At 67.0% G+C, this 26,347-nt stretch carries 19 protein-coding genes; 10 read left to right on the plus strand and 9 right to left on the minus strand.

The genetic code is table 11. The features are described from left to right. The first annotated feature begins 1 nt into the window (after position 1). From ABH941_RS11605 to ABH941_RS11615, 3 genes are read left to right on the plus strand one after another with little or no spacing between them, the layout of a single operon-like run. Complete coding sequence (locus ABH941_RS11605; RefSeq protein ID WP_370128831.1) at positions 2–535, plus strand: hypothetical protein; 534 nt, start codon at positions 2–4, stop codon at positions 533–535. 26 nt (positions 536–561) lie between these two features. After that, the gene (locus ABH941_RS11610) at positions 562–1,434 is read left to right on the plus strand and encodes a GH25 family lysozyme (protein ID WP_370128832.1); all 873 of its coding nucleotides are present in this window, start codon (positions 562–564) and stop codon (positions 1,432–1,434) included. Positions 1,435–1,462: 28 nt separating this feature from the next. Next, complete coding sequence (locus ABH941_RS11615) at positions 1,463–1,780, plus strand: hypothetical protein (RefSeq protein ID WP_370128833.1); 318 nt, start codon at positions 1,463–1,465, stop codon at positions 1,778–1,780. 19 nt (positions 1,781–1,799) lie between these two features. Here the strand turns inward: ABH941_RS11615 and ABH941_RS11620 are convergent, their stop codons facing one another. Further along, a complete protein-coding gene (locus ABH941_RS11620; protein WP_370128834.1) occupies positions 1,800–2,738 on the minus strand; it encodes an SUMF1/EgtB/PvdO family nonheme iron enzyme in 939 nt (312 codons plus the stop codon). A gap of 10 nt (positions 2,739–2,748) precedes the next feature. Further along, a complete protein-coding gene (locus ABH941_RS11625; protein WP_370128836.1) occupies positions 2,749–3,543 on the minus strand; it encodes an aminotransferase class IV family protein in 795 nt (264 codons plus the stop codon). A gap of 176 nt (positions 3,544–3,719) precedes the next feature. On the opposite strand from ABH941_RS11625, the gene ABH941_RS11630 reads away from it, so the two are divergent. Then, a complete protein-coding gene (locus ABH941_RS11630) occupies positions 3,720–3,905 on the plus strand; it encodes a hypothetical protein (RefSeq protein WP_370128838.1) in 186 nt (61 codons plus the stop codon). Between the two features lie 407 nt (positions 3,906–4,312). On the opposite strand, the gene ABH941_RS11635 is transcribed toward ABH941_RS11630, so the two are convergent. The 4 genes from ABH941_RS11635 to ABH941_RS11650 all read right to left on the minus strand — a co-directional run bounded on the left by ABH941_RS11635 (position 4,313) and on the right by ABH941_RS11650 (position 10,776). Next, complete coding sequence (locus ABH941_RS11635; protein WP_370128839.1) at positions 4,313–4,570, minus strand: helix-turn-helix domain-containing protein; 258 nt, start codon at positions 4,568–4,570, stop codon at positions 4,313–4,315. A gap of 472 nt (positions 4,571–5,042) precedes the next feature. Further along, entirely contained in the window at positions 5,043–5,561 is a 519-nt protein-coding gene (locus ABH941_RS11640) for a DEAD/DEAH box helicase family protein (RefSeq protein ID WP_370128840.1), read from the minus strand. Positions 5,562–5,756: 195 nt separating this feature from the next. Next, on the minus strand, positions 5,757–6,677 hold the full coding sequence (locus tag ABH941_RS11645) for a L,D-transpeptidase family protein (protein WP_370128841.1): 921 nt from the start codon (positions 6,675–6,677) through the stop codon (positions 5,757–5,759). Positions 6,678–6,894: 217 nt separating this feature from the next. Beyond that, positions 6,895–10,776: a hypothetical protein gene (locus ABH941_RS11650; protein ID WP_370128842.1), complete on the minus strand. Its 3,882-nt coding sequence runs from the start codon at positions 10,774–10,776 to the stop codon at positions 6,895–6,897. Between the two features lie 629 nt (positions 10,777–11,405). On the opposite strand from ABH941_RS11650, the gene ABH941_RS11655 reads away from it, so the two are divergent. Next, positions 11,406–17,990, plus strand: coding sequence for an RHS repeat domain-containing protein (locus tag ABH941_RS11655; RefSeq protein WP_370128843.1), 6,585 nt, complete (start codon positions 11,406–11,408; stop codon positions 17,988–17,990). A gap of 1,150 nt (positions 17,991–19,140) precedes the next feature. On the opposite strand, the gene ABH941_RS11660 is transcribed toward ABH941_RS11655, so the two are convergent. Further along, entirely contained in the window at positions 19,141–19,635 is a 495-nt protein-coding gene (locus ABH941_RS11660) for a DEAD/DEAH box helicase family protein (protein WP_370128844.1), read from the minus strand. 165 nt (positions 19,636–19,800) lie between these two features. On the opposite strand from ABH941_RS11660, the gene ABH941_RS11665 reads away from it, so the two are divergent. The 3 genes from ABH941_RS11665 to ABH941_RS11675 all read left to right on the plus strand — a co-directional run bounded on the left by ABH941_RS11665 (position 19,801) and on the right by ABH941_RS11675 (position 22,242). Next, on the plus strand, positions 19,801–20,355 hold the full coding sequence (locus tag ABH941_RS11665) for a hypothetical protein (protein WP_370128845.1): 555 nt from the start codon (positions 19,801–19,803) through the stop codon (positions 20,353–20,355). Between the two features lie 1,341 nt (positions 20,356–21,696). Next, entirely contained in the window at positions 21,697–22,011 is a 315-nt protein-coding gene (locus tag ABH941_RS11670; protein WP_370128846.1) for a hypothetical protein, read from the plus strand. A gap of 72 nt (positions 22,012–22,083) precedes the next feature. Next, positions 22,084–22,242, plus strand: a complete 159-nt coding sequence (locus ABH941_RS11675) for a hypothetical protein (RefSeq protein ID WP_370128847.1) — start codon at positions 22,084–22,086, stop codon at positions 22,240–22,242. Here the strand turns inward: ABH941_RS11675 and ABH941_RS11680 are convergent. After that, complete coding sequence (locus tag ABH941_RS11680; RefSeq protein WP_370128848.1) at positions 22,232–22,633, minus strand: ribonuclease domain-containing protein; 402 nt, start codon at positions 22,631–22,633, stop codon at positions 22,232–22,234. The two genes, ABH941_RS11675 and ABH941_RS11680, sit on opposite strands and share 11 nt — an antisense overlap. Before the next feature lie 404 nt (positions 22,634–23,037). Here ABH941_RS11680 and ABH941_RS11685 point away from each other — a divergent pair, with 404 nt between their 5' ends. Both ABH941_RS11685 and ABH941_RS11690 read left to right on the plus strand, forming a co-directional pair. Next, on the plus strand, positions 23,038–23,580 hold the full coding sequence (locus ABH941_RS11685) for a hypothetical protein (protein ID WP_370128849.1): 543 nt from the start codon (positions 23,038–23,040) through the stop codon (positions 23,578–23,580). Between the two features lie 64 nt (positions 23,581–23,644). Next, the gene (locus tag ABH941_RS11690; protein ID WP_370128850.1) at positions 23,645–24,934 is read left to right on the plus strand and encodes a peptidase S8; all 1,290 of its coding nucleotides are present in this window, start codon (positions 23,645–23,647) and stop codon (positions 24,932–24,934) included. Positions 24,935–25,097: 163 nt separating this feature from the next. Here ABH941_RS11690 and ABH941_RS11695 read toward each other — a convergent pair whose 3' ends face one another. Next, a complete protein-coding gene (locus ABH941_RS11695) occupies positions 25,098–26,330 on the minus strand; it encodes a branched-chain amino acid ABC transporter substrate-binding protein (RefSeq protein ID WP_370128852.1) in 1,233 nt (410 codons plus the stop codon). Positions 26,331–26,347: the final 17 nt, after the last annotated feature.

The raw sequence follows: 26,347 nt of genomic DNA on the forward strand, positions 1-26,347 counted from the left end.
GGTGACCGCCAGACCCCTGCCCACCATGCCATCGTTCCTCGCCAACTCCGAGCTGACGTCCACCCAGCTCACGCAGCTGGTGACGGCGATCAACTTCTGGGCCAACCCGCCCTCGTTCCGGGCCGAGCAGCACACCGCCCAGTCCATCGTCAGCGGCACCACCACGGTGATCACCTGCGAGACCGTGATCCACGACTCCGACGGCGGCCTGTCGGCCGTCACCCCGTTCAGCTATGTGGTGCCGTACGCCGGGATCTGGGACTTCTACGGCGCCGTGCAGTTCGCCGCCAACGCCACCGGGTGGCGGGCCCCATCGATACAGCAGAACGCGGCGACGATCAACGCCGCGCTGATGCTGTACGCCGCGCCTCCCGCCACCGGCAACAGCGGTCAGCCCACCTTCGCCATCGGCGTCCCCTGCAACGTCGGCGACGTTATCGGCATGGCGTTCGACCAGCTCAGCGGCAGCACCCTGTCCACCATCGCCAGCGGCTCCTTCTTCGCCGGCAGCCTGCGCTCCCTCGCCACCCCCTGACCCAGCCATCGACAAGGATGAACACCATGACCGTGCAAGGCATCGACGTCTCCGACTTCCAGGGCGCCACCCCGAACACCAACGGGCTGTCGTTCCTGTTCACCAAGGCCACCGAGGGCACCACCTACGTCAACCCCGAGCAGACCGCCCAGGCCGAACACGGCCGCGGCAACGGCCTGGTCGTCGGGTTCTACCACTTCCTTTGGCCGGGCAACATCGCCGCCCAGGCCGCATACTTCGTTGCCAAGGCCGCCTCGATGGCCGGCGACGTCCTGGGCTGCGACTGGGAGACCACCGAGGCCGGCACCCGCGCGACCTCGGCCGAGAAGGATGAGTTCCTCGCCGAGGTCAAGCGCCTGCGCCCGGGCCACAAGGTGGTGCTGTACTGCAACCGCGACTTCTGGATCAACCACGACACCAGCTCCGACTGCGGCGACGGCCTGTGGATCGCCGACCCCAACGCCGCCCCCGGCAACCCCGACGTGAAGCACCCGTGGTTGTTCCACCAGTACTCGGAGAACGGCGGGATCGACCACGACGTGGCCAACTTCCCGACCACCGCCGCCCTGCGGGCCTGGGCCGACCCCACCACCCCCGCCCCGACCCCGGCCAAGCCCGTCGTGCACCTGGCCCACGTCATCGCCGCAGCCCACGCCGACCCCGGCGCCGCGCAGGGCCACACCACCTACAAGGCCGAGGTCCTGGTCGTCGAGAACGCCCTGGTCGCCGAGGGCCTCCTCGACAAGCGCTGGGCGGACGGTTCCTTCGGCACCGCCACGGTCACCGCCTACGCCGCGCTGCAGCGCCGCGACGGCTACACCGGCACCGCCGCCAACGGCATCCCCGGCCAGGCCTCCCTGACCAAGCTCGGCACGGCGCACAACTTCACCGTCGCCTGACCCCACCAGCCAGCCCCGAGGGAGAGATATGACCAGCGCCGTCACGCTGTACGGGAGCATTGCCGCGGCGGTGCTGGCCACCCTCGCCATCGCGAGTTGGCTGGTGAAAGCCGACCGGCGCTTGCATCGGATGACTGACGTCATCGAACGCGTCGCCCGGCTCCTGGACCCCGAAGACAACAGCCCCGGACTCGCTGAGCGGCTCCGCAGCATCGAGAACCGCACCGCGCGCATCGAAGCCGAGCACCACACCAACGGCGGCTCCACCACCCGCGACGCCATCAACCGCCTCGAAGTCGGCCTCCGCCACCTCAACGACCGCTTCCCAGGCAGCGGCACACCCTGACCCATGGATCGCCAGCTCACTACTGCGCTGACGCGCGGCTGTCGTCCAGAGTGGAGGCCACGCACCGGAAACCCGTGTCGTCGTCGCTCATGGTCGCGGCCGCATCGTTGACCCTTGCTGGCGCGCACCGGTCGAACGGTGACGTCCACGCGCCGCCTCGCAGCTCGTAGCGGCCTATCTCCGACGCCGAGGACAGCCACTCCCACGCGTTGCCGCACATGTCGAACACCCCGTAGGGGCTCACTCCGGAGCGGTAACGGCCCACTGGCGTTGTCGCCTTGATCCCGGACTCGCGCACATTGCACTTCGCGGGCGAAGTCCCATTGCCCCAGGGATAGACGCTCCCCGACTGGCCCCTGGCCGCCTTCTCCCACTGCCTTGCTGTCGGTAGTGCCTTGCCGCACCACTGGGCGTACGCGGCCGCAGCGTGCCAGTCCACGTACACCACCGGATGGTCAGCCAGGGCCTCCGGACATCGTCCGCCCTCCCAGTGGTACGGCGGCTTCGCGCCGGCCGCGGCCACGAAGACCGCGTAGTCCCGGTTGGTGACGGGGAAGGTGTCGATCCAGAAGTCCGCCACATGCAGGGAGCGGCCATCGTCGCCAGCGAGGAACCGCCCTGCGGGCACATGCAGCATGAGGCGCCCGTCTCTGGGGTGGCGTCGCTGCTCGTCCAGGGAGGTGGGTTGGGCCTCGTCTGCCGACATGCCTGCGAGGCCGCGGTCAACCAGGGCGTTGAAGCGGGCTTGGACGTCGGGTAACGCGATCTGGAGCATGGTGTCGAGGACGCGCTGGTTGCCCATGCGGATGCGCGTCTCTTCGCCGCCTCGCTCCCAACGCCCCACCATGTTGGTGGAGACCTGGAGTGACTTGGCGAAGTCTGTAACGGTCATCCGCAGGGCGACGCGCAGCGCTCTGGTTTCGCGTCCGGTCCACTCGGTGACCAGAGTCCCCGTCATCTCGGTCTCCTCAGAGCAGCCGCTCGCCGGGGATAGCCGCGTAGACGGCACTGAGCGCCGTCAGGGTGGGGTGCTGGTCGTCGAACTCGATCGTTCCAATGCGACTGATGGGCCGCACTCCGACGCTCGTGTTCGTCGCGAACGCGGCAGCCATGTCGCCCAGTTCCGTGCGGGAGACCGGTGCCACTGTGTGGTCGCTGTTCTCCTGGAGGAGCCGCATGGTGACGCCGTCTAGTACGTCGGCCTTGGGCCACACGACCTCGCCGGCACCGTTGACGAATCCGATGTTCCAGGTTGCGCCTTCGCTAATCAGCCCATCGGCCCCGGCGAACAGGACGTCCCCGAAGCCGGCGCGCTGGGCCTTGCGGCGGTAGTAGATGGTGCCCATCAGCCCGATGTGCTTCACCGAGGGCACCTCGCGTTGGTACTCGGCCAAGGCCACGGTCAGCGGCGGCATCACCCCTCCGGCCGGCCTGGTTGTGACGAGAACCTGCGGGTGCGCATCGAGTCCGGGGTGGCCCATTTCAAGGTCAGGGTCATAGACGGTGACGCGAATGGTGAAGGAACCAGTGGGGCCGCGACCATCATCGGTGGCGGCGTCTCTGATCAGCGCCAGGGTCTGTTCGCGATCCAGAGGGCTGTTGAAGACCTCGGCGCAGTTGTCGACCAATCGGTCCAGGTGGAGGGACAGGCCTCGTACATGCCCGTCATCGACGCGCATCGAGGTGAAGTGGCCGTAGTTGACCAGTCCGAGAGGGATGAGGTCGGACTCGGTTGCCGGGCGGCCGTTCAGTTGGGGTGGCATGAATCTGAGTGTCCCAGTTCTTGAGTTCTGCGCCAGGGCACACATGGGCTAAGTGGTGGGAAAGTTGGCCCGGAGTGGGGATTTGGTTGGTGGCGGCCCGTGTTGCGTCACGCCACGATTGAACAACTCGCCACACACAGTGGTGGCTTTGCAACTCAGCGACGCGATGAGGCCCCATGTCCCAGACGCAGCAGGCGGTGACCTACACCGACGCCCAACTCCATGCCCGTGCCTGCGTTCGGTGCGGCACCGAGGACGGGCCGCTGGAGCGCAACGGCTACGTCGAGACGGAGACCCGGCCGGGCGTTCGTCTCCCGTGGGCCGTCGTTGCATGTCCGGACCACCTAGGAGCCGAGCGGTGAACCGATATATCCCTCCGGCTGAGCGGTTCGTCCCGTCCGGGTACGTGACGCCATCGTGCTCAACTGGGCTGGTCTACCCCGACTTCGAGTACGGACACCCTGCCTGCAATGCCCCGGGCTATCAGCATCCGGTCCTGGGCTGGATGGCAGTGCCGTGCGTGTGTCCATGCCATGACGAGAGTGACACGGCATGAGCGAGCAGGCCGAGCCGCCCGCTGCCCCGGGCTACTGCAGCTACTGCGACAGATGGACGGCGAGGGGCGTTGTTGTCGCCGAGATTCACAGCGAGTCGGGCCCGGGTCACGTGGTGGTGCGACATCCGGAGTGTGTTGGACTGCGCAAGCGGGTGACGGCCGATCAGCCGCGGACCTGGTCCGGCTGACCAACGGGGTGCAGCGGGGGACTGCTCATCCAAGGCCAGGGCCGCGCGGAATGTCGTCGAAGAGCACGGAGGGCGCTACACCGAGGCCGTTGGCGATCAGTAGCAGCGTGTCGAGGGTGAGCGCGTTCGAAGCGTTCTCGGCCCGGAAGACTGCGTCCTTGCCGAGCCCGACGCCGACGGAGAGCGCGTCCTGAGCGATATCGCGTTCAACGCGCAGCTGGCGGATTCGGTCGCCAACCGCGCGGCGCTGGGCTAGGGCCCAGTCGGGCAGATCGGCTGACACACCGCTAACCGTGACTAACTCATGATCATCTGTCACCCTGAAAGATCAGGGTTATGTGATCAACTATGATCTCCGGCCGCCCGCCGGCCCCCCATGGCCGACGGGCGGCCGGTCTCGTTCCTGGGGGCGGGAGGGTCGTGGCGGGCAGGATGACCAGCAGGTTTCCAAGATCAATCTGGTGCCGATCTGGAGTGGATCACTGGATGTGCAGTAGTGGATCATGTGACACTATCCGCACTATCCGGACCCCGATCCAGCTCAAGTGGCGGGTGTAGAAGATCGCCCCAGGTCGGCGAACCGGTGTTGCGCCTCTCCTAAAGCCGGTGTCGCAGGTTCGAATCCTGCCTAGGGCACACATCCTGTGACGTAAAGGCACAGGTCAATGCCATGATCGCGTGTATCCCGCGATTTGGCGACCGTGAGACGCGCCTGAGGTGGACTGAATAAGTCCAGGTCAAGGGGGTGGAGGAAGCTAGAACCCTGTCGCAGGTGTGTGCCCTACCCGGCACCCAGAACTTCCGGCACCTGATCGTAGGGCAACTGGCGCCTCCGTCCGCACTCCGCGCAAGATGACGCCTTTCGGTCGAACGCTCAGCCCCACCGCGAACGGGCGCAGCCCCGGGTCCGCCGCGAAGGCCTCGGCCAGGCGCGGGGCGCAGTGGTAGGTGGCGAACACCACCCGCAGCACCCCGCCGGCCGACTCGGCAGCCGGGAATGCGGTGATCCGCTCCACCGCGGTGGTCACCTCCAGGCCCCGCTCACGCACCTGAACCGCGTCGGGGTCGTTGTCCGCGCTGTGCTCGTCGGTGCCGTCGGAGCACACCGCCAGCACGCTCAGCGCGACCCTGGCGTCCTTGCGCCAGGCCCGGACCGTCTGCGCCAGCAGCCCCAGCGAGGGCACTAGCACCAGCACCGGCCCACTCGGGCCCGCCAAAGCGACCGCGGCACATACCCCGACTATGGTCTTGCCGGTACCGCAGGCCATCACCACCTGGCCCCGGCCCGCCGGTCAGCGCCGCCGTGGCCACGTCGACCGCCTGCCGCTGATGCCCCCGCAGCTCCCGCACCCCGCTGCCTCCGTCTCTTGCTTGGAATCCGAATCTGATCCTTTGAACGCGCTGGCTGTGACCCGGTCGTGCGCAGGTGGGTCCTCCGGCCCGGCTCGTACGGCGAGCCTTGAGTGCTGTCAGCCGATGGCGATGATGGGGTGTTGGGCGGGGTTGATCCATTGCATGATCTGGGTGATGACGGTGGCGGGGAGGGCGACGCAGCCTGCGGTGGGGCCGGCCTGGGGGCCGAGGTCGTGGAGGAAGATGCCGGCGCCGCGGCCGGGGACGGCGGGGTTCATGTTGTAGTTGATGACCAGGGCGTTGTGGTACTGGGTGGGGTAGTTGATGAGGTGTTCGCTGCCGAGGTCGCCGGTTTCGGTCAGGGGGAAGCCGCCTTGGGCGGCGGTGCGCATCTGGTTGTAGTAGGGGGACTGGGGGTCCTCGACCCACCAGTCGGCGCTGGTGACCTGGTGGTAGGGCATTTTGGTGCCGGGGTTGGCGCCGACGCCGAAGCCCTGGGTGATGGTGTAGGTGCCGGTGGGGGTGGTGTCGGTGCCCTGGTGGCGGGTGGTGCCGTCGGTGATGCCGTTGGCGCCGACGCGGGCCTGGGTGGTGGTGTACCGCGGGATCCAGCTGTGGCCCTGGTGCTGCCAGGCGGTGACGGTGGCGTAGCTGCCGGTGGCTTTGACGGTGATCACTTGGAGGGCGTTGCCGAGGGTGACGGGGACGGGGAAGGACATGCCGCCGTTGCCGGCGACGGCGCCGGGGGGCAGGAGCAGGCTCTGGCCCGGGTGGATGACGTAGGGCGCGGTGAGGTGGTTGAGCCGGGCGATCGCGGGCCACCCGCCGGGAGTGTGTTCCAGGGCGGCGATCCCTGACAGGGTGCCACCCGCCTTGATCGTGTGGGTCGTGCTGTGGGTGGCGGCCTGGGCGGAGCCGGCGGACAGCAGGGTCGCGGCCGCGAACGCACCCAAGGTCACGGCCGTGGTCGAGGCGGCCGCAGACCGGCGCAACAACGGGATACGGGGACGGGCATGACGGCCCGGCGTGCTGCTCATGGTCGGGGTTCCTTGGCGAAGTGTGCGGTGGTGCGGCCAGGTCGGGGCTTGGCCGCACCACCGTGTGGGGACTGGGCTGGAGGTTACTGGATCTGCTGGTTGAGGGCGGTGAACTGGTTGGGGTCAGCGCGTAGTTGAAGGCTTGGAGGTGGCTGAACTTTGCCTGAGCCGCCTTTTCGTTGAGAGGGCGGCTCAGGCCGGTTTTCGGTGTGGGCCGTTACTGGCCGGTCCAGTCGCCGATGACGGGGACGTTGCCGGTCGCGCCGTAGACGACGAAGTGGTCGGTGGTGTTGGTTGTGGTGGTGTTGTTGATGTAGAAGGTGTCGTTGCCGGGGCGGTAGAGGCCGATGGTGTCGGTGCCGTCGCCGTTCCAGTCGCCGATGAGGGGGGTGTCGCCGGGGTTGCCGTACTTGACGGAGTGGTCCACGGTTGCGGTGTCGTTGGAGCTGGCGAAGTAGAAGACCTGGTTGCTGGGGCGGTAGGCGCCGATGGTGTCGGTGCCGTCGCCGTTCCAGTCGCCGACGATGGGGGTGTCGCCGGAGTTGCCGAACTGGACGGAGTGGTCGGTGGTTGCGGTGTCGTTGGAGCTGGCGAAGTAGAAGGTTTCGTTGCCGGGGCGGTAGAGGCCGATGGTGTCGGTGCCGTCGCCGTTCCAGTCGCCGACGATGGGGATGTCGCCGGAGTTGCCGTACTTGACGGTGTGGTCGGCGGTGCCGGAGGTGAGGGAGTCGGAGAGGTAGAAGGTCTGGTTGCCAGGGCGGTAGACGCCGGGGGTCACGATGCCGTCACCGTTCCAGTCGCCGGCCAGGGGGATGTCACCGGGGTTGCCGAAGTGGACGTCGGTGTTGTCGGTGGCCGTGGTGTTGGTGTTGTCCAGTGAGAAGACGGCGGTGGTCGGGTTGAAGACGCCGATGGCGCTGGTGGGGTGCTGCGGGTAGGTGCCTTCGAGGGTCTGCAGGGTGGTGGCCCAGCCCCGGTCGGTGACCGGGACGGGGGTTCCGGTGGTGGTGGCGCCGGTGGTGACGTTCACGGTAGTGGGGATCTGGGTGAGCTGGCCGATGCGGGTGGTGGCCCACAGGACGGGGTTGATGCTCTGGTCCACGGGGCCGTCGGAGACCACGGCGGTGTACTGGCCGAGGCGGAATCCGCTGGCGGCGATGGTGGTGGCGGCGGGCAGCGTGGCGGTGGTGTCGGCCTCGATGTTCAGGTACTCGGTGAGGGATCCGTCGGTCTTGTTGCGGACCCACAGGGCGGGGGTGCCGTTGATGTTTCCGGGGGAGATGAGGGTGAGGCCGGACAGGTAGTGGCTGGTGGTGGTGTCGGTGGCGAGCAGGGTGGCGTTGTAGATTCCGGCGCTGAGGAAGGTGAACTCCCACATGGTCCAGACGCCGTTGTCGTTCTCCAGGGTGATCAGTGCCGGCTTGTTGTGCGTGGCCGCTGTGGGGGGCAGGGCGACCAGTTGGCGCACCGAGGACCAGTCAGTGGCGTTGTAGTTGGTGGTGTCGCCGGTGATCAGGCCAGGGCGGGCCTGTCCGGATCCCAGGCTCCAGGTGTTGCTCGGGGCCGGGGCGCAGTTGTTGTTCAGGTCCACGGCGAGGGAGCCGTTCTGAATGACGATCAGGTCATCGCAGTACTGTCCGCTGAAGGAGCCGTTGTGGGCCAGCAGGGCGCCGCTGAAGCTGACCTGGTTGGGGGCCTGGGTGGCGGGGATCAGGATGCTGCCGCTGCCGGGGTTGTTGGCCTGGGGGTTGGAGAAGACGCGGACGTTGCCGGCGGTGTCGATGGCGGCGAGGTCGGGTTTGTGGTCGCCGTCCAGGTCGCCGCTGGTGCCGGGGGTGTAGTTGGTCTCGGGCAGGTAGAATGCGTAGTGGATGGGCTGGGACTGGTTGCCGGCGACGTCGAAGGTGGAGATCCAGACCCAGTTGGTGCCCCAGTGGTCTCCCGACAGGGGGATGGTGGCGGCCCCGCTGCTGGCGGCGGCGGTGGCTTCGCCGTGGCCGCCGGAGGTCAGCGAGGTGCCGTTGATGTTGTAGGCGAAGTGGTCGACTCCCGAGGGGTAGGTTCCGGGGTCGGTCGCGGAGACCTTGAGGGACCCGGAGGCGCCCCCGGTGCCGGTGGGCAGGGTCACGGTTCCGATGGTGGGCTGGGTGGGTGCGGTGAAGTCGACGCTGAAGTAGCAGGCGCCGGTGCTGCTGGGTGCGCCGGAGCTGGTGTACTGGCCGGTCTGGTCGGTGGCCGTGGCGCCCCAGGCGTAGGAGTCGCCGTCGGCGAGGCTGAGGGTCAGGTGGGTGGGCTGCGGGGTGGACTGGGAGGTGATGGTCTCTCCGCCGCTGTTGATCCAGGAGCCAGCGGTGGGCTTGAGTTTGTCGGTCCAGAAGTTGCTGGTGACCTGGTAGCCGACGTCGGGGCTGTTGATGGAGGCGTTGAGGGTGATGCTGCGGCTGTCGGAGCCGCTGATCCAGTAGCCGGGGGCGGCGGTGTCGGTGGATCCTCCGCAGGGCAGGGTCTTGGTTCCGTTGGTGACCGACAGGCTGCTGGGAACGTTGGGGGTGGACCAGTAGGTGACCGCCAGAGTGGCGCCGCCGCCGATGAGGTAGCGGTAGGCGGTGTCGTCGCCCTCGTTGTCGGCGCGCAGTCCGAAGGTCTGGTTGCTGATCGTTGATGAGGAGGCGGCGTCGTCGGCGATGACCTGGGTCAGGGCGCTGCCGGTGAAGTTCATCCCCTGCTGCGTGCTGCTGTTGAGGGTGGGGAACTGGGCGTTGGCGATGGTGGCGCCGGGGCTCGGGGTGCTGTTCCAGGTGGTGGACTGGTCGATCAGGTTGGTGGTGTAGAGGTCCATCTGCCGGGTGCCCGACCAGGAGGAGGTGGCGCCCTGTTCGGTGACGGAGAAGGTGGCGGCGGTGACGTGTTTGCCGTGCAGGGCGGAGATCGAGCCCATCTGGAACATGCTGCGGGTGACGCCGAATGCGGTGCAGCCGCTGGTGCCATCCGAGCACCAGTCGTCGAAGCCGACGCGACCGTAGGTGTCGTGGGTGTTGTTGGTGCCCTTCCAGTAACTGGTACCGGAGTTGACCTTGGAGATCCAGGTCCAGGCCTGGGTGCCGGCTGCGGGGCTCAGCGGGGGGTCGATCACCACGGGGTAGGTCACCCCGGCACCGGTCAGGGCTGCGGCGGGCGGCGTGAGGTCCACGCTGGTGCCGGTCACGCTCAGGCCCACCGGGGTGGCGGTGCTGGCGTCGGCTCCCGTACCGGCGGCCGCGCCGGCCTGGGCCTGCACGGAGGTCTTCGCGGCTGCCGCCCCTGATGATGCCAGGATGCTGGTGCTGGTACCCGCTGCGGGCGTCGACCACATGGTGGCGGTGGGTGCGGCGAAGACGGCCTGCCCGTTGGTATCGTCGGCCTCCAGGTTCCCGGCGCTGTTCTTTCGCAGCGTCAGGCCATTGGTCGCCGCGGTGAAGTGGATGTCCTGCAGGGCCGGGTTGGCCGCGGCGGTCGCGTCGGCCACGATCAACTGCTCGGTGTAGCCGCCTTCGGCGGTCGCGGTCAGGGTGAGGTTGACCCCGGGGAAAACTGAGGCGTATGTGGCTTTTGCGCCTGATAGAGTGGGGCTAGGCAGCGCGGTGGGCCATGACAGGGACAGGCTGCGGCCGTTGGCGTCGGTCAGGGTTGCCAGTGCTCCGGTGCCGCCCCCGGAGAAGGCCACCTTCGACAGGACCGCGCCCGGTGCCACGGTTCCGTCGCTCAGGCGCTGCAAGGTGGTGTCCACCGCAGTCCAGCCCCCGCCGGGCGCCGGTGCGCGTTGCGGCACTGAGTTGTCGGTGAGTGTCAGGGATCCGTCGGGGTTTGCAGTGGTCTGCGCGTAGGCGGTGGTGTCGGCGCCGACGACCACCGGGGTTCCGCTGGCCTGGGCCTGGGCCGAGGCGATCGCTTCTGGGTCGGTGACCGCGGGCGGTGCTGGGGGCGGAGTGCTGTCCGCGTGCGCGGTGCTGGGCGCGATGGCGGCCAGTGGTACGGCCAGCAGCGCCATGGCCAGTGTGCTGGCCAGTTTTCTGTGAATGCGGCTGTGGCGTGGTGCGGTCGTGCTGAACCTGCCCCCCATGGGCCTTCCCCCTCCGGTGCGTGACGCGATCGCGACGATCGCGCGCCACACCGTAACCAGCAGCCCCAACCCGACAATGGCTCTGTGACGGAGGTCACATCATGACCGTGTCATGGTTTGGACCACTCTGCTGTGATCTGAATGTGCGCGTGCGGCGTATGTGCTGTGTGGGCCCTGTTCCCCGAGTTGACGTGCGGCTCTAGATTCCTTTTGTCCGTGTGGCAGTAGCCGCACCATGGGTCGCGGGGGGAACCGTGGGTCCGTACAGGCATGTCCGTCACCGTTGGACGCATCGGCTGCGCGCAGGGGCGATCCGCATTGCGGCGCTTGCCGCACTGGCGGGGCTTGCGGCCTTGATGATGCCGGGCATTGCCCTGGCGGCGGCGGTGACCGCCGGTCAGGTGTGGAGCCCGCCGCAGACACCCCTGGCGTCCATGACACCGGTACCGCGCAGCGATACCCCGGCCAAGGCCAGCCCAGCACCCACCCCTAGGAACCAGCGATACCAGGTGCCGGCGGTAAACCTGCCGAAGGCGGGTACCACCGCGGTGGCCCTGGCCGCGGCGAGCGCCCCCGCAGTCAGGACGCCTGCAGATGGCGCCGCCAGTGGGGGTGCCACGGCCGCACGGGTGGGTACCTCCCCGCTCTACATCGCCCGCGCCGCAACCGGCAGTGCGGCCCCCTCCACGGTGCAGGTGAAGTTCGCTGACCCGGCCCAGGCCCGCAAAGACGGATTCCGCAGCGGCCTGCTGTTCTCCGTCAGTCGCCAGGACGCGGTCGCGGCGGCCGGGAAAGTCTCCGTGCAGCTCGACACCCGCCAACTGGCAGGCGAGGCAGGCGGCAACTACGGCCAACGACTCACCCTGGAACAGCTCCCGGCCTGCGCACTGACCACCCCCGACCTGCCTCAGTGCCAGATCGCCACCCCGGTGGCCACGCATACGGACGCGGCGACCGGCCGCCTCGTTATCACTGCCAACCTGCCTGCCGCCACACCCCCGACCGGGGCACGCAGCACCCTCGCGGCCCAGGCACAGACGACCGCGACCAGTTCGGCACGTGCGGGTCTCGTGGTCTTCGCCGCCCAGGCCGTAGCGGCCGGCTCCGTCGGTACGTTCGCCGCCACCTCACTGCAGCCCTCGGACCAGTGGTCCGCCGGCGGCTCCAGCGGTGACTTCTCGTACTCCTACCCGGTCACGGTGCCCGACTCGATCGGCGGAACCGCCCCCACTGTCGCCCTGTCCTACGCCTCCTCCAGCGTCGACGGCGAGACGGTGTCGACCAATACCCAGCCCTCGGTGGTCGGAGACGGTTTCGCCGGATTCTCCAGCTACATCGAACGCGCCTACCAGCCTTGCTCGCAGGACGGCGTCACCGGCAGCACCGACAGCTGCTGGGGCTACGGGGGCCACGAGGTCACCGTCTCCGGCGGCGCCCTGGGCGGCCAGCTGGTGTGGGACGACACCCACACCAGCTGGCACCTGTCCGGCGACAACGGCGCGAAGATCCAACTGCTCACCGGCGCGGGCAACAACGCCTACAACGGCGAGTACTGGATGGTGACCCTCCAGGACGGGACCCGCCTGTACTACGGCGCCGGAAAGCTCCCCAGCAGCGAAGGCGGCACGGGCACGGACAAGGCCACCAACTCGGTGTCCACCGAGCCGATCTACTGCCCCAAGACCGGGGACTGCGACGGGGCCGCCACCGGCACCGGCGCGTTCACCGCGAACATGCCCTACCGCTGGAACCTGGACCTAGTCGTGGACCCGCACGGCAACGCCACTGAGTACACCTACACCCAGGAGACCAACTCCTACGGCCGTGGCACCGCCCACACCCCGGCCAGCTACGACCGCAGCGCCTACCTGAACTCGATCTCCTACGGCTGGCGCACCAGCAACATCGCCGCCGAAGGCGCCGCCCCGGCCCCGGCCGCCCAGGTGCAGTTCACCTACGGGCCGCGCTGCCTGGTCGGCAGCGTCATCGGCACACACACCGTCACCAGCACTGACTGCGCCTCACCGACCTCCACCAGCGCGCCCTACTGGCCCGACGTACCCCAGGACCAAATCTGCGCGGGCACCGGCAGCACGTGCCCGAACACCTCGCCCAGCTTCTTCTCCGAAGTACGCCTCACCCAGATCAGCACCCAGGTCAACACCGGCACCACCAGCACCACCAACTACCAGCCCGTGGACAGCTACGCCCTGACGCAGTCCTACCCCGCCACCGGTGACGGCACCTCATCCTCACTGCGCCTGGAATCGGTGCTGCGTACCGGCAAGGACGGCGCGGACCTGCCGTTGAAGCCGGTCTCCTTCGTCTACGCGCAGATGGCCAACCGGGTTGCCGGCGCGGCCTCGTGGCCGGCGATGGACCACTACCGGGTCACCGCCGTGGACACCGAGACCGGCGGCGTCATCAACGTCACCTACTCCCTCCCGGACTGCAACCAGTCGGCCTCGGCGCCCGACCTGCCCACGCCCTCCAGCGACACCCGCATGTGCTACCAGGAGTACTGGACCCCGCCGAACGCCACCCTGACCTCAGACTGGTTCGAGAAGTACCGGGTCTCGCAGGTCATGCAGACCGACGCGGTCGGCGGCTCCAAAGCCCAGTACACCAACTACACCTATCCCAACCCCCCGGCCTGGCACCGCAACGACTCCCCGCTGATCCCCAACACCCAGCGCACCTGGGACCAGTTCCGCGGCTACGACAAGGTCATCACCCAGACCGGCCACGCACCGGACCCGATCACCCAGACCGTCACCACGTACCTGCGCGGCATGGACGGCGACTCCCAGTCCACCACCGGCGGCAGCCCGCGCTCGGTCCAGGTCACCGACTCGATCGGCGACAGCGTCACCGACTCCAACCAGCTGGCCGGGTACACCCTGGAGACCCAGACCTACACCCAAGCAGGCGGGACCGTCACCCGCACCGCCATCTCACTGCCCTGGTCGTCCCAGACCGCCAGCCACAGCGAGACCGCCACCGGCCTGCCCGCGGGGATCCCCGACGAACAGGCCTACTTCGTCAAACCCCAGACCGTCATCGCCAGGTCACTGCTGGCCGACGGAACGACCTGGCGCACCACCAAAACGGTCAACCTGTACGACTCCACCACCGGGCTCATCAGTCAGGTCGACGCTCAGGGCGACACCTCGCTGCTGGGCACCAGCGCCTCCCAGGAGACCTGCGCCACCAACACCTACGCCACGCCCCCGACCAGCGGACTGAACACCGGCATGACCGCACTGCCGGCCGAGGCCATCAAAGTGGTGGTGACCACCGGCACCGGCGTGGGCACCGGCGCCTGCCCGGCGCGCACCCCCGCCAACACCGTCACCGACACCCGCGACTCCTACGACGGCTCGGCCAGCCCGGGCGCTATCCCCGCCACCGGTGTGGGCGACGTCACCAAGATGGAATCCCTGGGCGGCTGGTCGGGCAGCACCGAGAACTTCACCACCACGATGACCGCCAACGCGGCCACCGCCTCCACCCCGGGCTACGACGCCTACGGACGACTGCTTTCCTCGGTCAACGCCCATCAGGTCACCGTCACCGACGCCTACACCCCCGCCAGCGGCACGCTGCCCACCAGCCAGTCCGAGACCAACGTGACGGCAGGCAACTGGAAGCAGACCACCACCTTGGACCAGCGCAGACAACTGCCGGTCGAGGTCGTGGACGCCAACAACGCCACCACCTGGGAGGCCTACGACTCCCTGGGCCGCCTGACGTCGGTCTGGCTGCCCGGGCGAGCGCACACCGCCACCGCGTCGAAGGTCTTCAGCTACTACGTCGGCGGCGCCAGCGGTCCGTCGTGGACCCACACCCAGGTGCTGCGCGACGACGCCACCTACACCAGCGAATACCAGATCTACGATGGCTTCATGCAGTTGCTGCAGGACCAGTCGCTGTCAGTGGACAGCGCCAACTCCAACGGCTCTGTGGTGACCGACCGCGCCTACGATTCGCACGGTTGGCTGGTCAAAAAGTCCAGCCCGTACTACATCACCAGCGCGCCGTCCTCCACGGTGTATCCGACCACCGACGCGAACGTTCCGGCGCAGAGGGTGACCACCTACGACCTTGCTCACCAGAGCACCACGGTCACGCTGTTCTCCTACAGTCACGCGCAGTCCGCGACCACGACCACCGTGGCTGGGGCTGACCGCACCGACGTCAGCACCGCGCTAGGGGGCAACGCCACTTCGACGGTGACTGACGCGCTGGGACGCACCACCGCTGCCTGGACCTACCGATCCAACACCGCCACCGGCAATCCGGCCGACGCCACCGTCCTGTCCTACACCTACACCCGGGGCCTGACCAGCACCGGCGCTGCTGCCGCCCTGACCAAGACCACCGACGCATCCGGGCACGTGTGGACCGCCACCACCGACGCCCAGGGCAACCAGGTCGCGGCCACCGACCCGGACGCCGGTTCCTCCTCGGCCACTTACGATGCCACCGGCCAGGTGCTCACCTCCACCGACGGCCGCGGCCAGGTCCTCTCCTACACCTACGATCCACTCGGACGTAAGACCGCCCAGTACCAGGGCACCACGCAGACCGCCTCGAACGAACTGGCCTCCTGGACCTACGACAGTGCCACCAACGGCAAGGGCCTGCCCGCATCCTCCACCTCGTACTACAACGGCAACGCCTACACCGAGTCGACCGGCGGTTACACCCTGCTGGGCGCGCCCACCAGTAGGACTGTCACCATTCCCGCCGCCGAAGGCGGCCTCGCCGGCAGCTACACCACCAGCTACAGCTACACCGCAATCTCCGGGCGGCTGACCTTCACCACCTACGGTGCCGACGGCGGCCTGCCCGCCGAAACCGTCGCCACCACCTACACCGAGGGCGGCACCGTCCTCAACGTCGGCGGCAACGCCGACTACCTCACCCAGGTCATCACCAACCCGCTGGGACAGGTCACCCGCGCCACCTACGGCGACATGCCCGACCAGGTCGTGCAGACCAACTTCTACGACACCGCCACCGCACGGCCCACCGAGCAGATCCTCGACAAGGAGACCGGCACCGGACACGTCGACGACGCCACGACCTACTGGGACCCCGCAGGCAAGATCACCGCCCAGCAGGACATCCAGGACAACAGCGCCGCCACCGACACCCAGTGCTACACCTACGACGCACAGGGACGCCTCGCCACCGCCTGGACCGACACCAAGGGCACAACCAGCGCAGCCTCCCCCTCGATCCCCAACATCGGCGGCTGCACCAGCACGACCCCCAGTGCCGCGACCAACGGAGGCCCCGCCCCCTACTGGGAGAGCTACACCTACGACGCCTCAGGCAACCGCACCCAGCTGACCAGCTACAACACCAGCGGCACAGTCACTGCCACTCAGACCTCCACCTACCCCAGCGCTGTGACCGGCACCTCCGGACAGCCCGACACCGTGCAGAACACCAGCACCGCCACGACGGCCGGCACGACGGCGACGAGCTACGCCTACGACACCGCAGGGAACACAACCGGTCGCACCGTCACCGCCCCTGGCGGGGCTGCCACCAGCAACGAGACCCTCAGCTACGACCCGGCCGGGCGCACCAGCAAGATCACCGACAGCATTGCGAACTCCACCGCCGGATACCAGTACGACGCCTCCGGCAACCTGCTCCTGCAGAAGGACACCACGACCACCAGCGGCACAACCGGCACCAGCACCGTGCTCTACCTGCCCGGCGAACAGCTCACCATGAACTACACCGGCGGCATCACCGCCCAGCGCTACTACGACGCCGGCGGCGCGCTGAGCGTGATCCGCGACAACACCGGCGCCATCACCTACGAGGCCGCCACCAACCAGGGCACCGGAACCCTCACCCTCAACTCCACCCTCACCACCCAGACCCGACGCTCCTTCACCCCCTACGGAACCACCCGCGGCACCGCGCCGGCTACCTGGGTCGACAACCACACCTTCCTCAACCAAGCCACCGATCCAACCACTGGTCTGGATCTGCTCGGAGCACGCAACTACGACTCCGCCACCGGACACTTCCTCCAACGCGACCCCATCCTGGAAGCCACCGACCCCAACCAACTCGGCGGCTACACCTACAGCGGCGACGACCCCGTCAACGGATCCGACCCCAACGGCCTCTGCAGCGGAAACGGAGTCTTCGGACCGCCCTGCCCCACCGGCCCCCCACCAGACGCCAACGGCAACGGCACCGCCGCCACCGGCGGCGGCGGATGCTGCGCCAACCAGGGCAGCGGGGGCAGCAGCGGCGGCTCCGGAGTACCCACCGGCAGCGGCGCCGGCGACCCCAACAGCGGAGGCAGTACCGGGGGCGGTGGCGGTACCAACGGCGGTGGAAACGGAGTCTGGGGACCCAAGGGACCACCAGCGCAGCGACCTGCAACTGCTGACAGCATAGGTCCGCTATATTCGGTGAGTACCGCAGCTGACTGTCGCGGCGACCAAAGCTGCCTGATTGGATTTTATGCCTCACTAAACGGGGTTCGACAGCAGAATGCCATCGCCAGCGAAGATGCCCTCAATAGCTGCGCCACCAAGCAGTGCTATCTCCAGACAATGTCTGGGCAAGCATATTATGCTGTCGGCAATGTGATCGTTACGAATGTTGCCGTAGTGGTGCAGAACGCTGAACTGCAAGCACTCGAACAGCAGCCAAAGAAGTCGCAGGTGAGGGGGGCTTCCTCCTTCGCGGGTGGGAATTGCGTTGGAAAGGGGTGCATATTCCATCCAACCCCTGAGCAAATTGATAAGACGCTTCGCCCAATTTCTAATTGGGTGCATTCCAATAGTGAAACACTGGGATGGGTCGAGGTCGGGCTGGGTGTAGTTTCAATGCTCACCTTCCTGGGTCCAGTGGTAGTCCTGGGTGCACTTGTCGCCGGGACGCTGCTCACAGTGGCAACCACAGTGGATTCATGTGAAAATTCGGATGCTGGCGGATGTGCCGAAGGTAGCGTCGCCCTGGCATTCAGTGCAGTCGGCTTCGGATTTGGCCGCGCTTCAGCCAGTCTGGCTGAAGCGGCAAGGGAGGCTGGATTCTTTGGCAGTATAATTCCGCGCATCGGATCGATCATATATGGAGCCAATGCCTTCATGATGAACAGCACTTCTTTGATTGCCGGTGGAATTTCTGCGATATGTGGAAGTTGGACCTGCCAATATAGATCGCAGCAGGATTGATGATTCCTGTGTGCTAGGGCGCACCCGGGCGAGAATGAGGAGAATAGTTTCCAGTGTCTGATCAATCCGACGAGACTGTGCGGGTGGCGAAAATTTATGTTCGTCGTTCCTATAACGCAGTGATCATCGCATCGGTGCTCTTCGTCGCAGTCGCGGTTGTGCCCCCTCTGATCCTCGGATCAAAATTCAATCATTCCATTGCTCCAGTGGGTGTTGGTATTTTTGTCACCCTTGGAGTGGGGATTCTCCAGGGGTGCATGGTCGCCCGAGGGCCCTGGTGGGATCGAGAGGAGAATCTAATCAAGGGGAGCACATGGATCGGAAATGCGACTATCGATTTGTCGACGCTTACAGGGGTAAAATGCAGTGTCGTTCCATCGCGCTTTGGTCGAGCTGCCTATTTTCACTTTTCTGACGCACGAGGCGCGCGTTTGAGCATATATGGAAACACTGACCGGCGACTTGTAGAAGAGATTGCTCGGGCCCTCTATAGCCCGCCACCTTCCACCGAGAAGGTTTTTTCTGAATCGGCGCTAAGGGAACTAGGATTGATAGATGCGCCGCGTCCGAGTGTCGTACCTTCTACATTGAAGTCTTTGGCCGCGTTCCTGGTCCCTCTTATTGTCTCGGTAATCATTGGGGCTCTCTGATCCTGATCTTTGCGTGTGCGCGCTGGTCTCGATTGTGTCAACTTGACGGCTCTGTTCTGTAGCGGATCCGACCGATCTGGTGGGCAGATGGACAGAAGGGTGTCGGTGTCAAGTTGTGCCGTCCAGTGCCAATTGGGGTGGACCAGCCGTGGACCAGGTACTGGGGCAATGTGACTCAGTGGGCTGATATCCGCAGTTGGGAGGGCGTGTGGGTCTGGTTTGTCCTGCGGTCTTGAAAACTGTTCCCCCTGTACTACTGGACGGCCATCTGTACGGTGCTGCGGATGACCAGCGTTCCCCGAGCCGCCGCCGGGGGCGCGTCGATTCGGTTCTGCGGAGTGCCTTGCCTAGGGCACACATCCTGTGACGTGAAGGCACAGGTCAATGCCATGATCGCGTGTATCCCGCGATTTGGCGGCCGTGAGACGCGCCTGAGGTGGACTGAATAAGTCCAGGTCAAGGGGGTGGAGGTAGCTAGAGCCCTGTCGCTGGTGTGTGCCCTATACCCGGCACCCAGAACTTCCGGCACCTGCTCGTAGGGCAACTGGCGCCTCCGTCCGCACTCCGCGCAAGATGACGCCTTTCGGTCGAACGCTCAGCCCCACCGCGAACGGGCGCAGCCCCGGGTCCGCCGCGAAGGCCTCGGCCAGGCGCGGGGCGCAGTGGTAGGTGGCGAACACCACCCGCAGCACCCCGCCGGCCGACTCGGCAGCCGGGAATGCGGTGATCCGCTCCACCGCGGTGGTCACCTCCAGGCCCCGCTCACGCACCTGAACCGCGTCGGGGTCGTTGTCCGCGCTGTGCTCGTCGGTGCCGTCGGAGCACACCGCCAGCACGCTCAGCGCGACCCTGGCGTCCTTGCGCCAGGCCCGGACCGTCTGCGCCAGCAGCCCCAGCGAGGGCACTAGCACCAGCACCGGCCCACTCGGGTCCGCGAAAGCGACCGCGGCACATACCCCGACTATGGTCTTGCCGGTACCGCAGGCCATCACCATTTTGCTACCTGGAGGCCGAGTCGGGAATGAATTATGGGTCGAGTCTCGCTCGATCCAGGTGGCTTCTCATCACCCCACCAGTAAGAAGATATCTATCGTCTCTGCTTCGTCCTGGATATCTGGCGTTTGCTTGATTGGAACCATGCAGGCCGATATGTTTTCTACATGCAATCGACGCCTGATGACGTGATGGATCAGTCGCCTCTGGAACTCCGACCCTCGAACCGGGGGTTGCGGGTACTTGGCCTGGTACATGGAGTGGCTGGCATCTACTTCATTTTTGAGGTCATCTGGCCGAAGGATCAACTGCAGTTCGTCGTTGGCTGCGTCGGCTGCGCGTTCGTGGCGTCGGCGGCCGTCTTCCTGCTGACTGCAGCTGCGAGGACGCATGTCGACGCGTGGCGCGTCCGTCTCGACAATCGGGGAGTCACCGTTCGCGGCAATGAGGTGGTGCCATGGTCAGATCTGATTGAGGTTCGCTTGTCGCTATTGTCGGGGAAGTCTTCTGTGCGCGTGGTGGCTTTTGTCCCACGGCCGGGCGTTACGTTGCCAGCCGTGCCTACAGCGTTGCTGCCGTTTCGTGATCGGGCACGAGCCATCTCATTGACCGAGCGGTTCGGCAGTCCGATTGTGGTAAACCCAGTCAGAATGGGCCTGCCGACGAACCGGATAGTAGCTGCGGTCGAGCGGCTAAGTGACCTTCCTGTAGTTCTCGCTTGAATTCGTCAGTGCGCGGGGTGGCCGTGCCGAAATTTAAGTCCGTCCAGGTCGGCACTTGGGATGACTCTCTGCTGGTTGCTGGCATGAGTCATTCTTCTAAAGATCAGCAGGCTACTCTAGGAAGTGCGGATCACCGCTGTTCACCGGAACGGGTTTTGGTCGAGGCCGTGGTGTGCTTGAATGCACACGTGATTGAATTCATAGTCCTCGGCATGGTGGCGTCGTTGGCGGGTTTGGTTGTGAGAAATTGGCAGCGGGGACGGGCTGCGAATCTTGCGGAGGCGGCCCCAGTCGGCGTCCCGTGCATGCTACGAGTGCTGTCGCAGCGGCGGTTCAAGTGGATGCGCGGGCGTCTGTCGATCGTTGGGGAGTCGGTGGTCTGGGAGTCGGGGTCCAAACGCCGAACGACGCTAGCGCTCGGCGGTGAGCAGTCGGGGCTGCGAGTGCGCGCCGCGCCGCCTCGCGAATGGCTGTGGATCAACCCCCGTTGCAGGATCATCGAGTGCGAGTCTCTGGAAGGCCCGGTGATGCTCGGTGTCCTGCCGGAAGCGCTGGACTCTGTCGTCCCGGCGTTGAGGGGCGTGCACGGTTCCTGACGCATGATTCGTGCCTGGAGGGGGTCCGCATGGAGCAGGTCCACTACGAGAGCATCGGCCAGAGGGCTGCTGCTCTCGCTTGTGGAGGTGTGTTCGTCCTTGTCGGCTTGATAAGCGCCGCCCATGCCTGCTGGGGATGGATGGTATTGGATGGTGTCATAGTGGCGACGGGGGTATTCGTCGCGGTGAGAGGGCTTCGACTCGGCGTCACCATCAACGGCAGTGGCATACTCAACAGGGGATTCGAGCGCACTAAATTCATCCCCTGGTGCCAAATTTCGTCGATATCATCCGGAGAGGCAAGCGGTGCTGCCCCTTCTGCGGTGGCACCAGTCTTGATCATGAAAGGTGGGTCAAAATCCATCTTGGCTGGAGCCGCTACGTATGGGGCGTCCAAGAGATCTCGCGATCAAATAGCAGAGCGTAGCAAGAAACTCGAAGAGCTGCGGATCCTGCATCAAGAGTCATGCACAACGTGCAGTGCAAAATAAGCAACCGATTGAAGTACGGGCCCTTTCCGGATTTGACCCCGATCGACCTGGTGGACAGTTCGGTCGGCGGAAGCTCGTGTCAAGTTGTTCCATGCGGTGCCAACTGGCTTCCCACTCCCCGCTGAGGACGCGCTCGGCGAGGCGCATGGCCACCACCAACACGACCGACTCCGTTGGGTGGGGCACGCCATCGATAACCGGTGCCACAGAACAACCTTGCTGGGTAGCGTTGACGGACTATGAAGAGCCGAATCATGTACATCGAGTCGAAGGCCGGGGGGCTGACCGGACCCGCTCGCATCGGCCGCGTCACGTTCTCCAAGACCGGGCGAACCCTGAACTATCAGGGCAGGGCATTCCAGAGCCTCAAAGGCGCCGGCTTCAAGGCCAACTACTACGACACCGTGTCCGGTGAGGAGTACTGGATCTCCGGACCCAAGCGGGACGGCTCGGACCGCCTCTATGCAGAAGCCGTACCGGTCGAGATCGACGACGACGCGCGCGAGGAGTACTGGAAGGAGATCCGCGGCCTGCCGAACAAGGCCGGACAGCGTCTCGCGAACCGATGATCGGAGGGCACGGCAAGGCGCGACGTTCAGATCGCCGAGTGCAGATCTGCGCTGAGCGCGCAGCACAATGAAATGCAGCAGGAGTTGGCCCGGGTCAACGCGCAGTTCGAAGCCAAGGTGCAGCTGCGGGCCGCCCTCGCGCGGCGACTGCGCGCCTGGATCGGTGCGAAGCACAAGGTGCGCGAGGGCGGTGTGGCCGGACACGGCCGGCCCTGGCTGATCAGCAGGTGAAATCGATCAGTGAGAACGTCGCGTAGTGGTCGTCGGTGTAGTAGTCCAGCTGGTCCGGCTGGTCAACGACGATGCGGCGGGCGCCACGGGTGGGGCTGCCCGGGGTGACCACGGTGTACTCGTGGTAGTAGCCGTCGGGCTCGGTGGGCAGCACGCCCTCGTAGTTGGTGAAGACGGAGTCGTCCTGGCGGTACGGATACGGTCCGCCCTGGGCGATGAGGTTGAGGGTGTCGTCGGCCTGCGTCGGCAGTGCGGTCTGACAGACCGTGCCGCTGACGTCCGCGTGCGCGCTGGCGGCGGGCAGGAGTACGGGACCGGCCATGGCGAGCAGCCCGGCGGTGAGAACCAGGAAGGCAGTGCGCGCGTTCGACGCGCGTAGAGAGATCGTCATGGCAACGAGTCTCGGGGCGGCCGTCCGGAATCGGAAGTGGACATGACATCTCTTCACCGGCTGTTCGCCGAACGACGTCTGACTGGGCAGTAGGTGTCGCGGCGGTTGCGGTGTCACCGCGGTCGGCTAGGCGGCACGGGCCACGCGGCCACGGCGGCAGCAGCCTGCCGAACCGTCATGAGGACCGTCCGGTCCCTCGGTGGAGGCGGGGCAGGTTCGTACGGCCCTCGGTGATGCGTTGCGATCGGCGGCCGGTTCCTGGCGGTGGCGTTAGCACCGCGTCGGCACGGCGTTAGCGACGGGATAGACCGTGAACATGACAGAGGGCCCAGGGACGGGGCCGCCTTGCTGTCATACATCACGCATCCCGGTGCCCTCTCCGGGATCTACCCCATGGAGTCACCATGCAGGCAACCCGTCGACGCCTCGCCGCCGCCGGACTGGCGCTCGCTCTCACCGGCGCGGCCCTCGCCCTCGGGGCCGGTTCCGCCGCCCACGCCGACACCATCTCCTGCTCGCAGGCCTACCTCCCGCTCCCCGACCCGAGCTGCACCCCGGGGGTGACCAACCCCGACGTCACCCAGGACACCATCGACTCGACTATCTGCGTCTCCGGCTGGACCAAGACCGTGCGCCCGCCCGCCTCCTACACCACCGCGCTGAAGATCCAGCAGATCGCCGAGTACGGCTACACCGACACCTCCACCGCCGACTACGAGGAGGACCACTTCATCCCCCTCGAACTCGGCGGCTCCCCCACCGACCCCGGCAACCTCTGGCCCGAGCCCCGCTACGACACCGGCACCGGCTACCTCGCCTCGAACAAGGACACCGTCGAGAACAAGCTCAAGACCGCCGTCTGCAACGGCAGCGTCACCCTGGCCGACGCCCAGAACGCGATCGCCACCGACTGGACCACCGCCCTGTCCACCCTCGGCCTCGGCTGACCCACCGCCGCCACCGCACACAGCACGCCTGTCCTTGGCCCGACGTCCCAGAGGAGTTCCTGCCTTGCGCATCCACCACCACGCAGCGAGAGCGCGCCGCGCCGTACTCGCCCTCACCGCCGCCGCTGGCCTCGCGGTCGCCGGACTCGGCGCAGCCGTACCGGCCCACGCGGCGTCAACCGCCCGAACGCACCACCAGCACGTGAGCTGGGCCCGCTCCTGCGCCGTGCCGAAGAAGCGCGGCTACATGGCCTGCAACGCGCTGCGCGTCACCGGCGGCACCACCGCCACGTCGAAGGCAGCCAACCGAGCCTCCAGGCTGTCCGCGAACGCCACCGCCGCCGCCACACCGTCCGGCTACGGGCCCACGGACATCCAGAGCGCCTACAACCTGGCCTCCGCCGCGGCCTCCAGCGGCTCCGGTCAGACCGTCGCGATCGTCGACGCCATGGACGACCCCAACGCCGAGTCCGACCTGGCCGCCTACCGCAGCCAGTACGGCCTGCCCGCCTGCACCAGCGCCAGCGGCTGCTTCACCAAGGTCGACCAGAGCGGCGGCACCAGCTACCCCACCGCCGACAGCGGCTGGGCCGGTGAGATATCGCTGGACCTGGACATGGTCAGCGCCACCTGCCCCAACTGCAACATCACACTGGTGGAGGCCAACTCCGCCAGCATGGACGACCTCGGCACCGCGGTGAACGAGGCCGTCTCCCTCGGCGCGAGCTTCGTCTCCAACAGCTACGGCGGCTCGGAGTCCTCCTCCGACGCCACCTACGACAACAGCTACTTCAACCACCCCGGCGTCGCCATCACCGCCTCCGCCGGCGACGCCGGCTACGGCGTCGAGTACCCCGCCGCCTCGCCCTATGTGACCGCCGTCGGCGGCACCTCCCTCAGCGCCGACTCCAGCTCCCGCGGCTGGACCGAGTCGGTCTGGGGCACCAGCGCCGGCGGCAACGGCACCGGGTCGGGCTGCTCGCAGTACTCGGCCAAGCCCAGCTGGCAGACCGACACCGGCTGCTCGGGCCGCACCGTCGCCGACGTCTCCGCCGTCGCCGACCCCGCCACCGGTGTCGCCGTCTACGACACCTACGGCGCCTCGGGCTGGAACGTCTACGGCGGCACCAGCGCCTCCTCCCCGATCATCGCCTCCGTCTACGCCCTCGCCGGGACCCCGGGCAGCAGCACCACCCCCGCCTCCGACGCGTACGCCAACACCTCGTCCCTGTATGACGTCACCTCCGGGGCCAACGGCACCTGCTCGCCCTCCTACCTGTGCAACGCCGGAGCGGGCTACGACGGCCCCACCGGCCTCGGCACCCCCGACGGCACGGCGGCCTTCACCGGCTGACCCCGACCCGACCGCAACCCACGTGTGTGCCCGACCCGAACATCCGAGCCGGGCACACACGTCGCTGTCGCTGTGGATCCGCAAGGCGCCCGCGCTCTGCGCAATGGCTGGGGACGCCCGCGGCCTGCCGCGCCCAGGTCCTGGCGTCCGAGGCCGACCCCGGTCAGCCGGTGAAGGTGCCGCTCTTCAGTGCGACCCACTTGCCGTGCTTCACCGTGTACATGGTGAGCTCCTTGTTGATGGGGTCGCCGTAGGCGTCGAAGGAGACGGGGCCGGTGACGCCGGTGAAGGAGACCCACGGCATTGCCGCCTCGACCTGCTGGCGGGCGTCGGAGGGCAGGCCGCTGTTCATGGCTGCGATTGCCTTGACGCTCTCGATGACGGCCCAGGCACTGTCGTAGGCGTAGCCGCCGTAGGCGGCGTAGGGCTCCTGGTAGCCGGCCGCCTGGTAGTCGGTGACATAGGTCTTCGCGGAGGCCAGCGCGGCCACCGGAGCGCCCACGCTGGTGGCGAAGTCGCCCTCGGCGTGCTGGCCGGCCAGTTGGATGTAGGCGGGGTCGAAGATGCCGTCGCCGCCGATCAGCGGTATTCGCACACCGGCCTGCTTCAGTGCGGCGCTCAGCGGTCCCGCGTCCGGGAATTCGCCGCCGAAGTAGACGAAGTCCGCGTGCGACGCCTTCACCTCGGCGACCAGCTCGGCGAAGCTCTTGGTGCCGGAGACGATCTGCCTCTGCCCCACGACCGCGCCGCCGTGGTGCAGGAACTGGCTCTGGAATGTGGCGACCAGCCCTGAGCCGTACAGGGTCTCGTCGTTGACCAGGAACACCTCGGACTTCCCCAGCGTGTCGGCCGCGAACTGGGCGGCGAAAGGACCCTGCACGGCGTCCGTGGTCGAGGTCCGGAAGTAGGTGTGGTACGGCCGTTCTTTGAGGCCGCTCGCCCAGTTCGGTCCCTGGCTGAGCGCGGGGTTGGTGTTCGACGGCGAGACCTCGGTCAGGTGGGCGTCGGCGAAGGTCTTCTGCATGCTCTGCGCGACACCGGAGTTCAGCGGTCCCACGACACCGAGGACGGTGGGATCCGCGACGAAGGTTTTCGCGTTGGCGGCGCCGAGCGCGGGCTGCGCCTGGTCGTCGCGCGTCTCGACGCGGAAGGTGATGCCCGGAACCTCGTGCGTGCGGTTGGCCACCTTGACGGCCAGGTCGACGGAGTTGGCGATGCCCTTTCCGAGGGAGGCGCGCGATCCGGTGAGCGGGGCGTCGACACCGATCGCGACGGTGGTACCGGAGAAGCCCGCCCCCGTGGCGGTTGAGGCGTTCCCCGAGGACGCGCAGGCGCTGAGACCCAGGCAGCCCGTGGCGAGCAGGGCCACCCCTATGCGTTGAGAACGGTGCTGCACGGTAGGACCTTTCGTGG

The organism is Streptacidiphilus sp. EB103A, assembly GCF_041261405.1.
In the GTDB taxonomy this organism is placed as follows: domain Bacteria; phylum Actinomycetota; class Actinomycetes; order Streptomycetales; family Streptomycetaceae; genus Streptacidiphilus.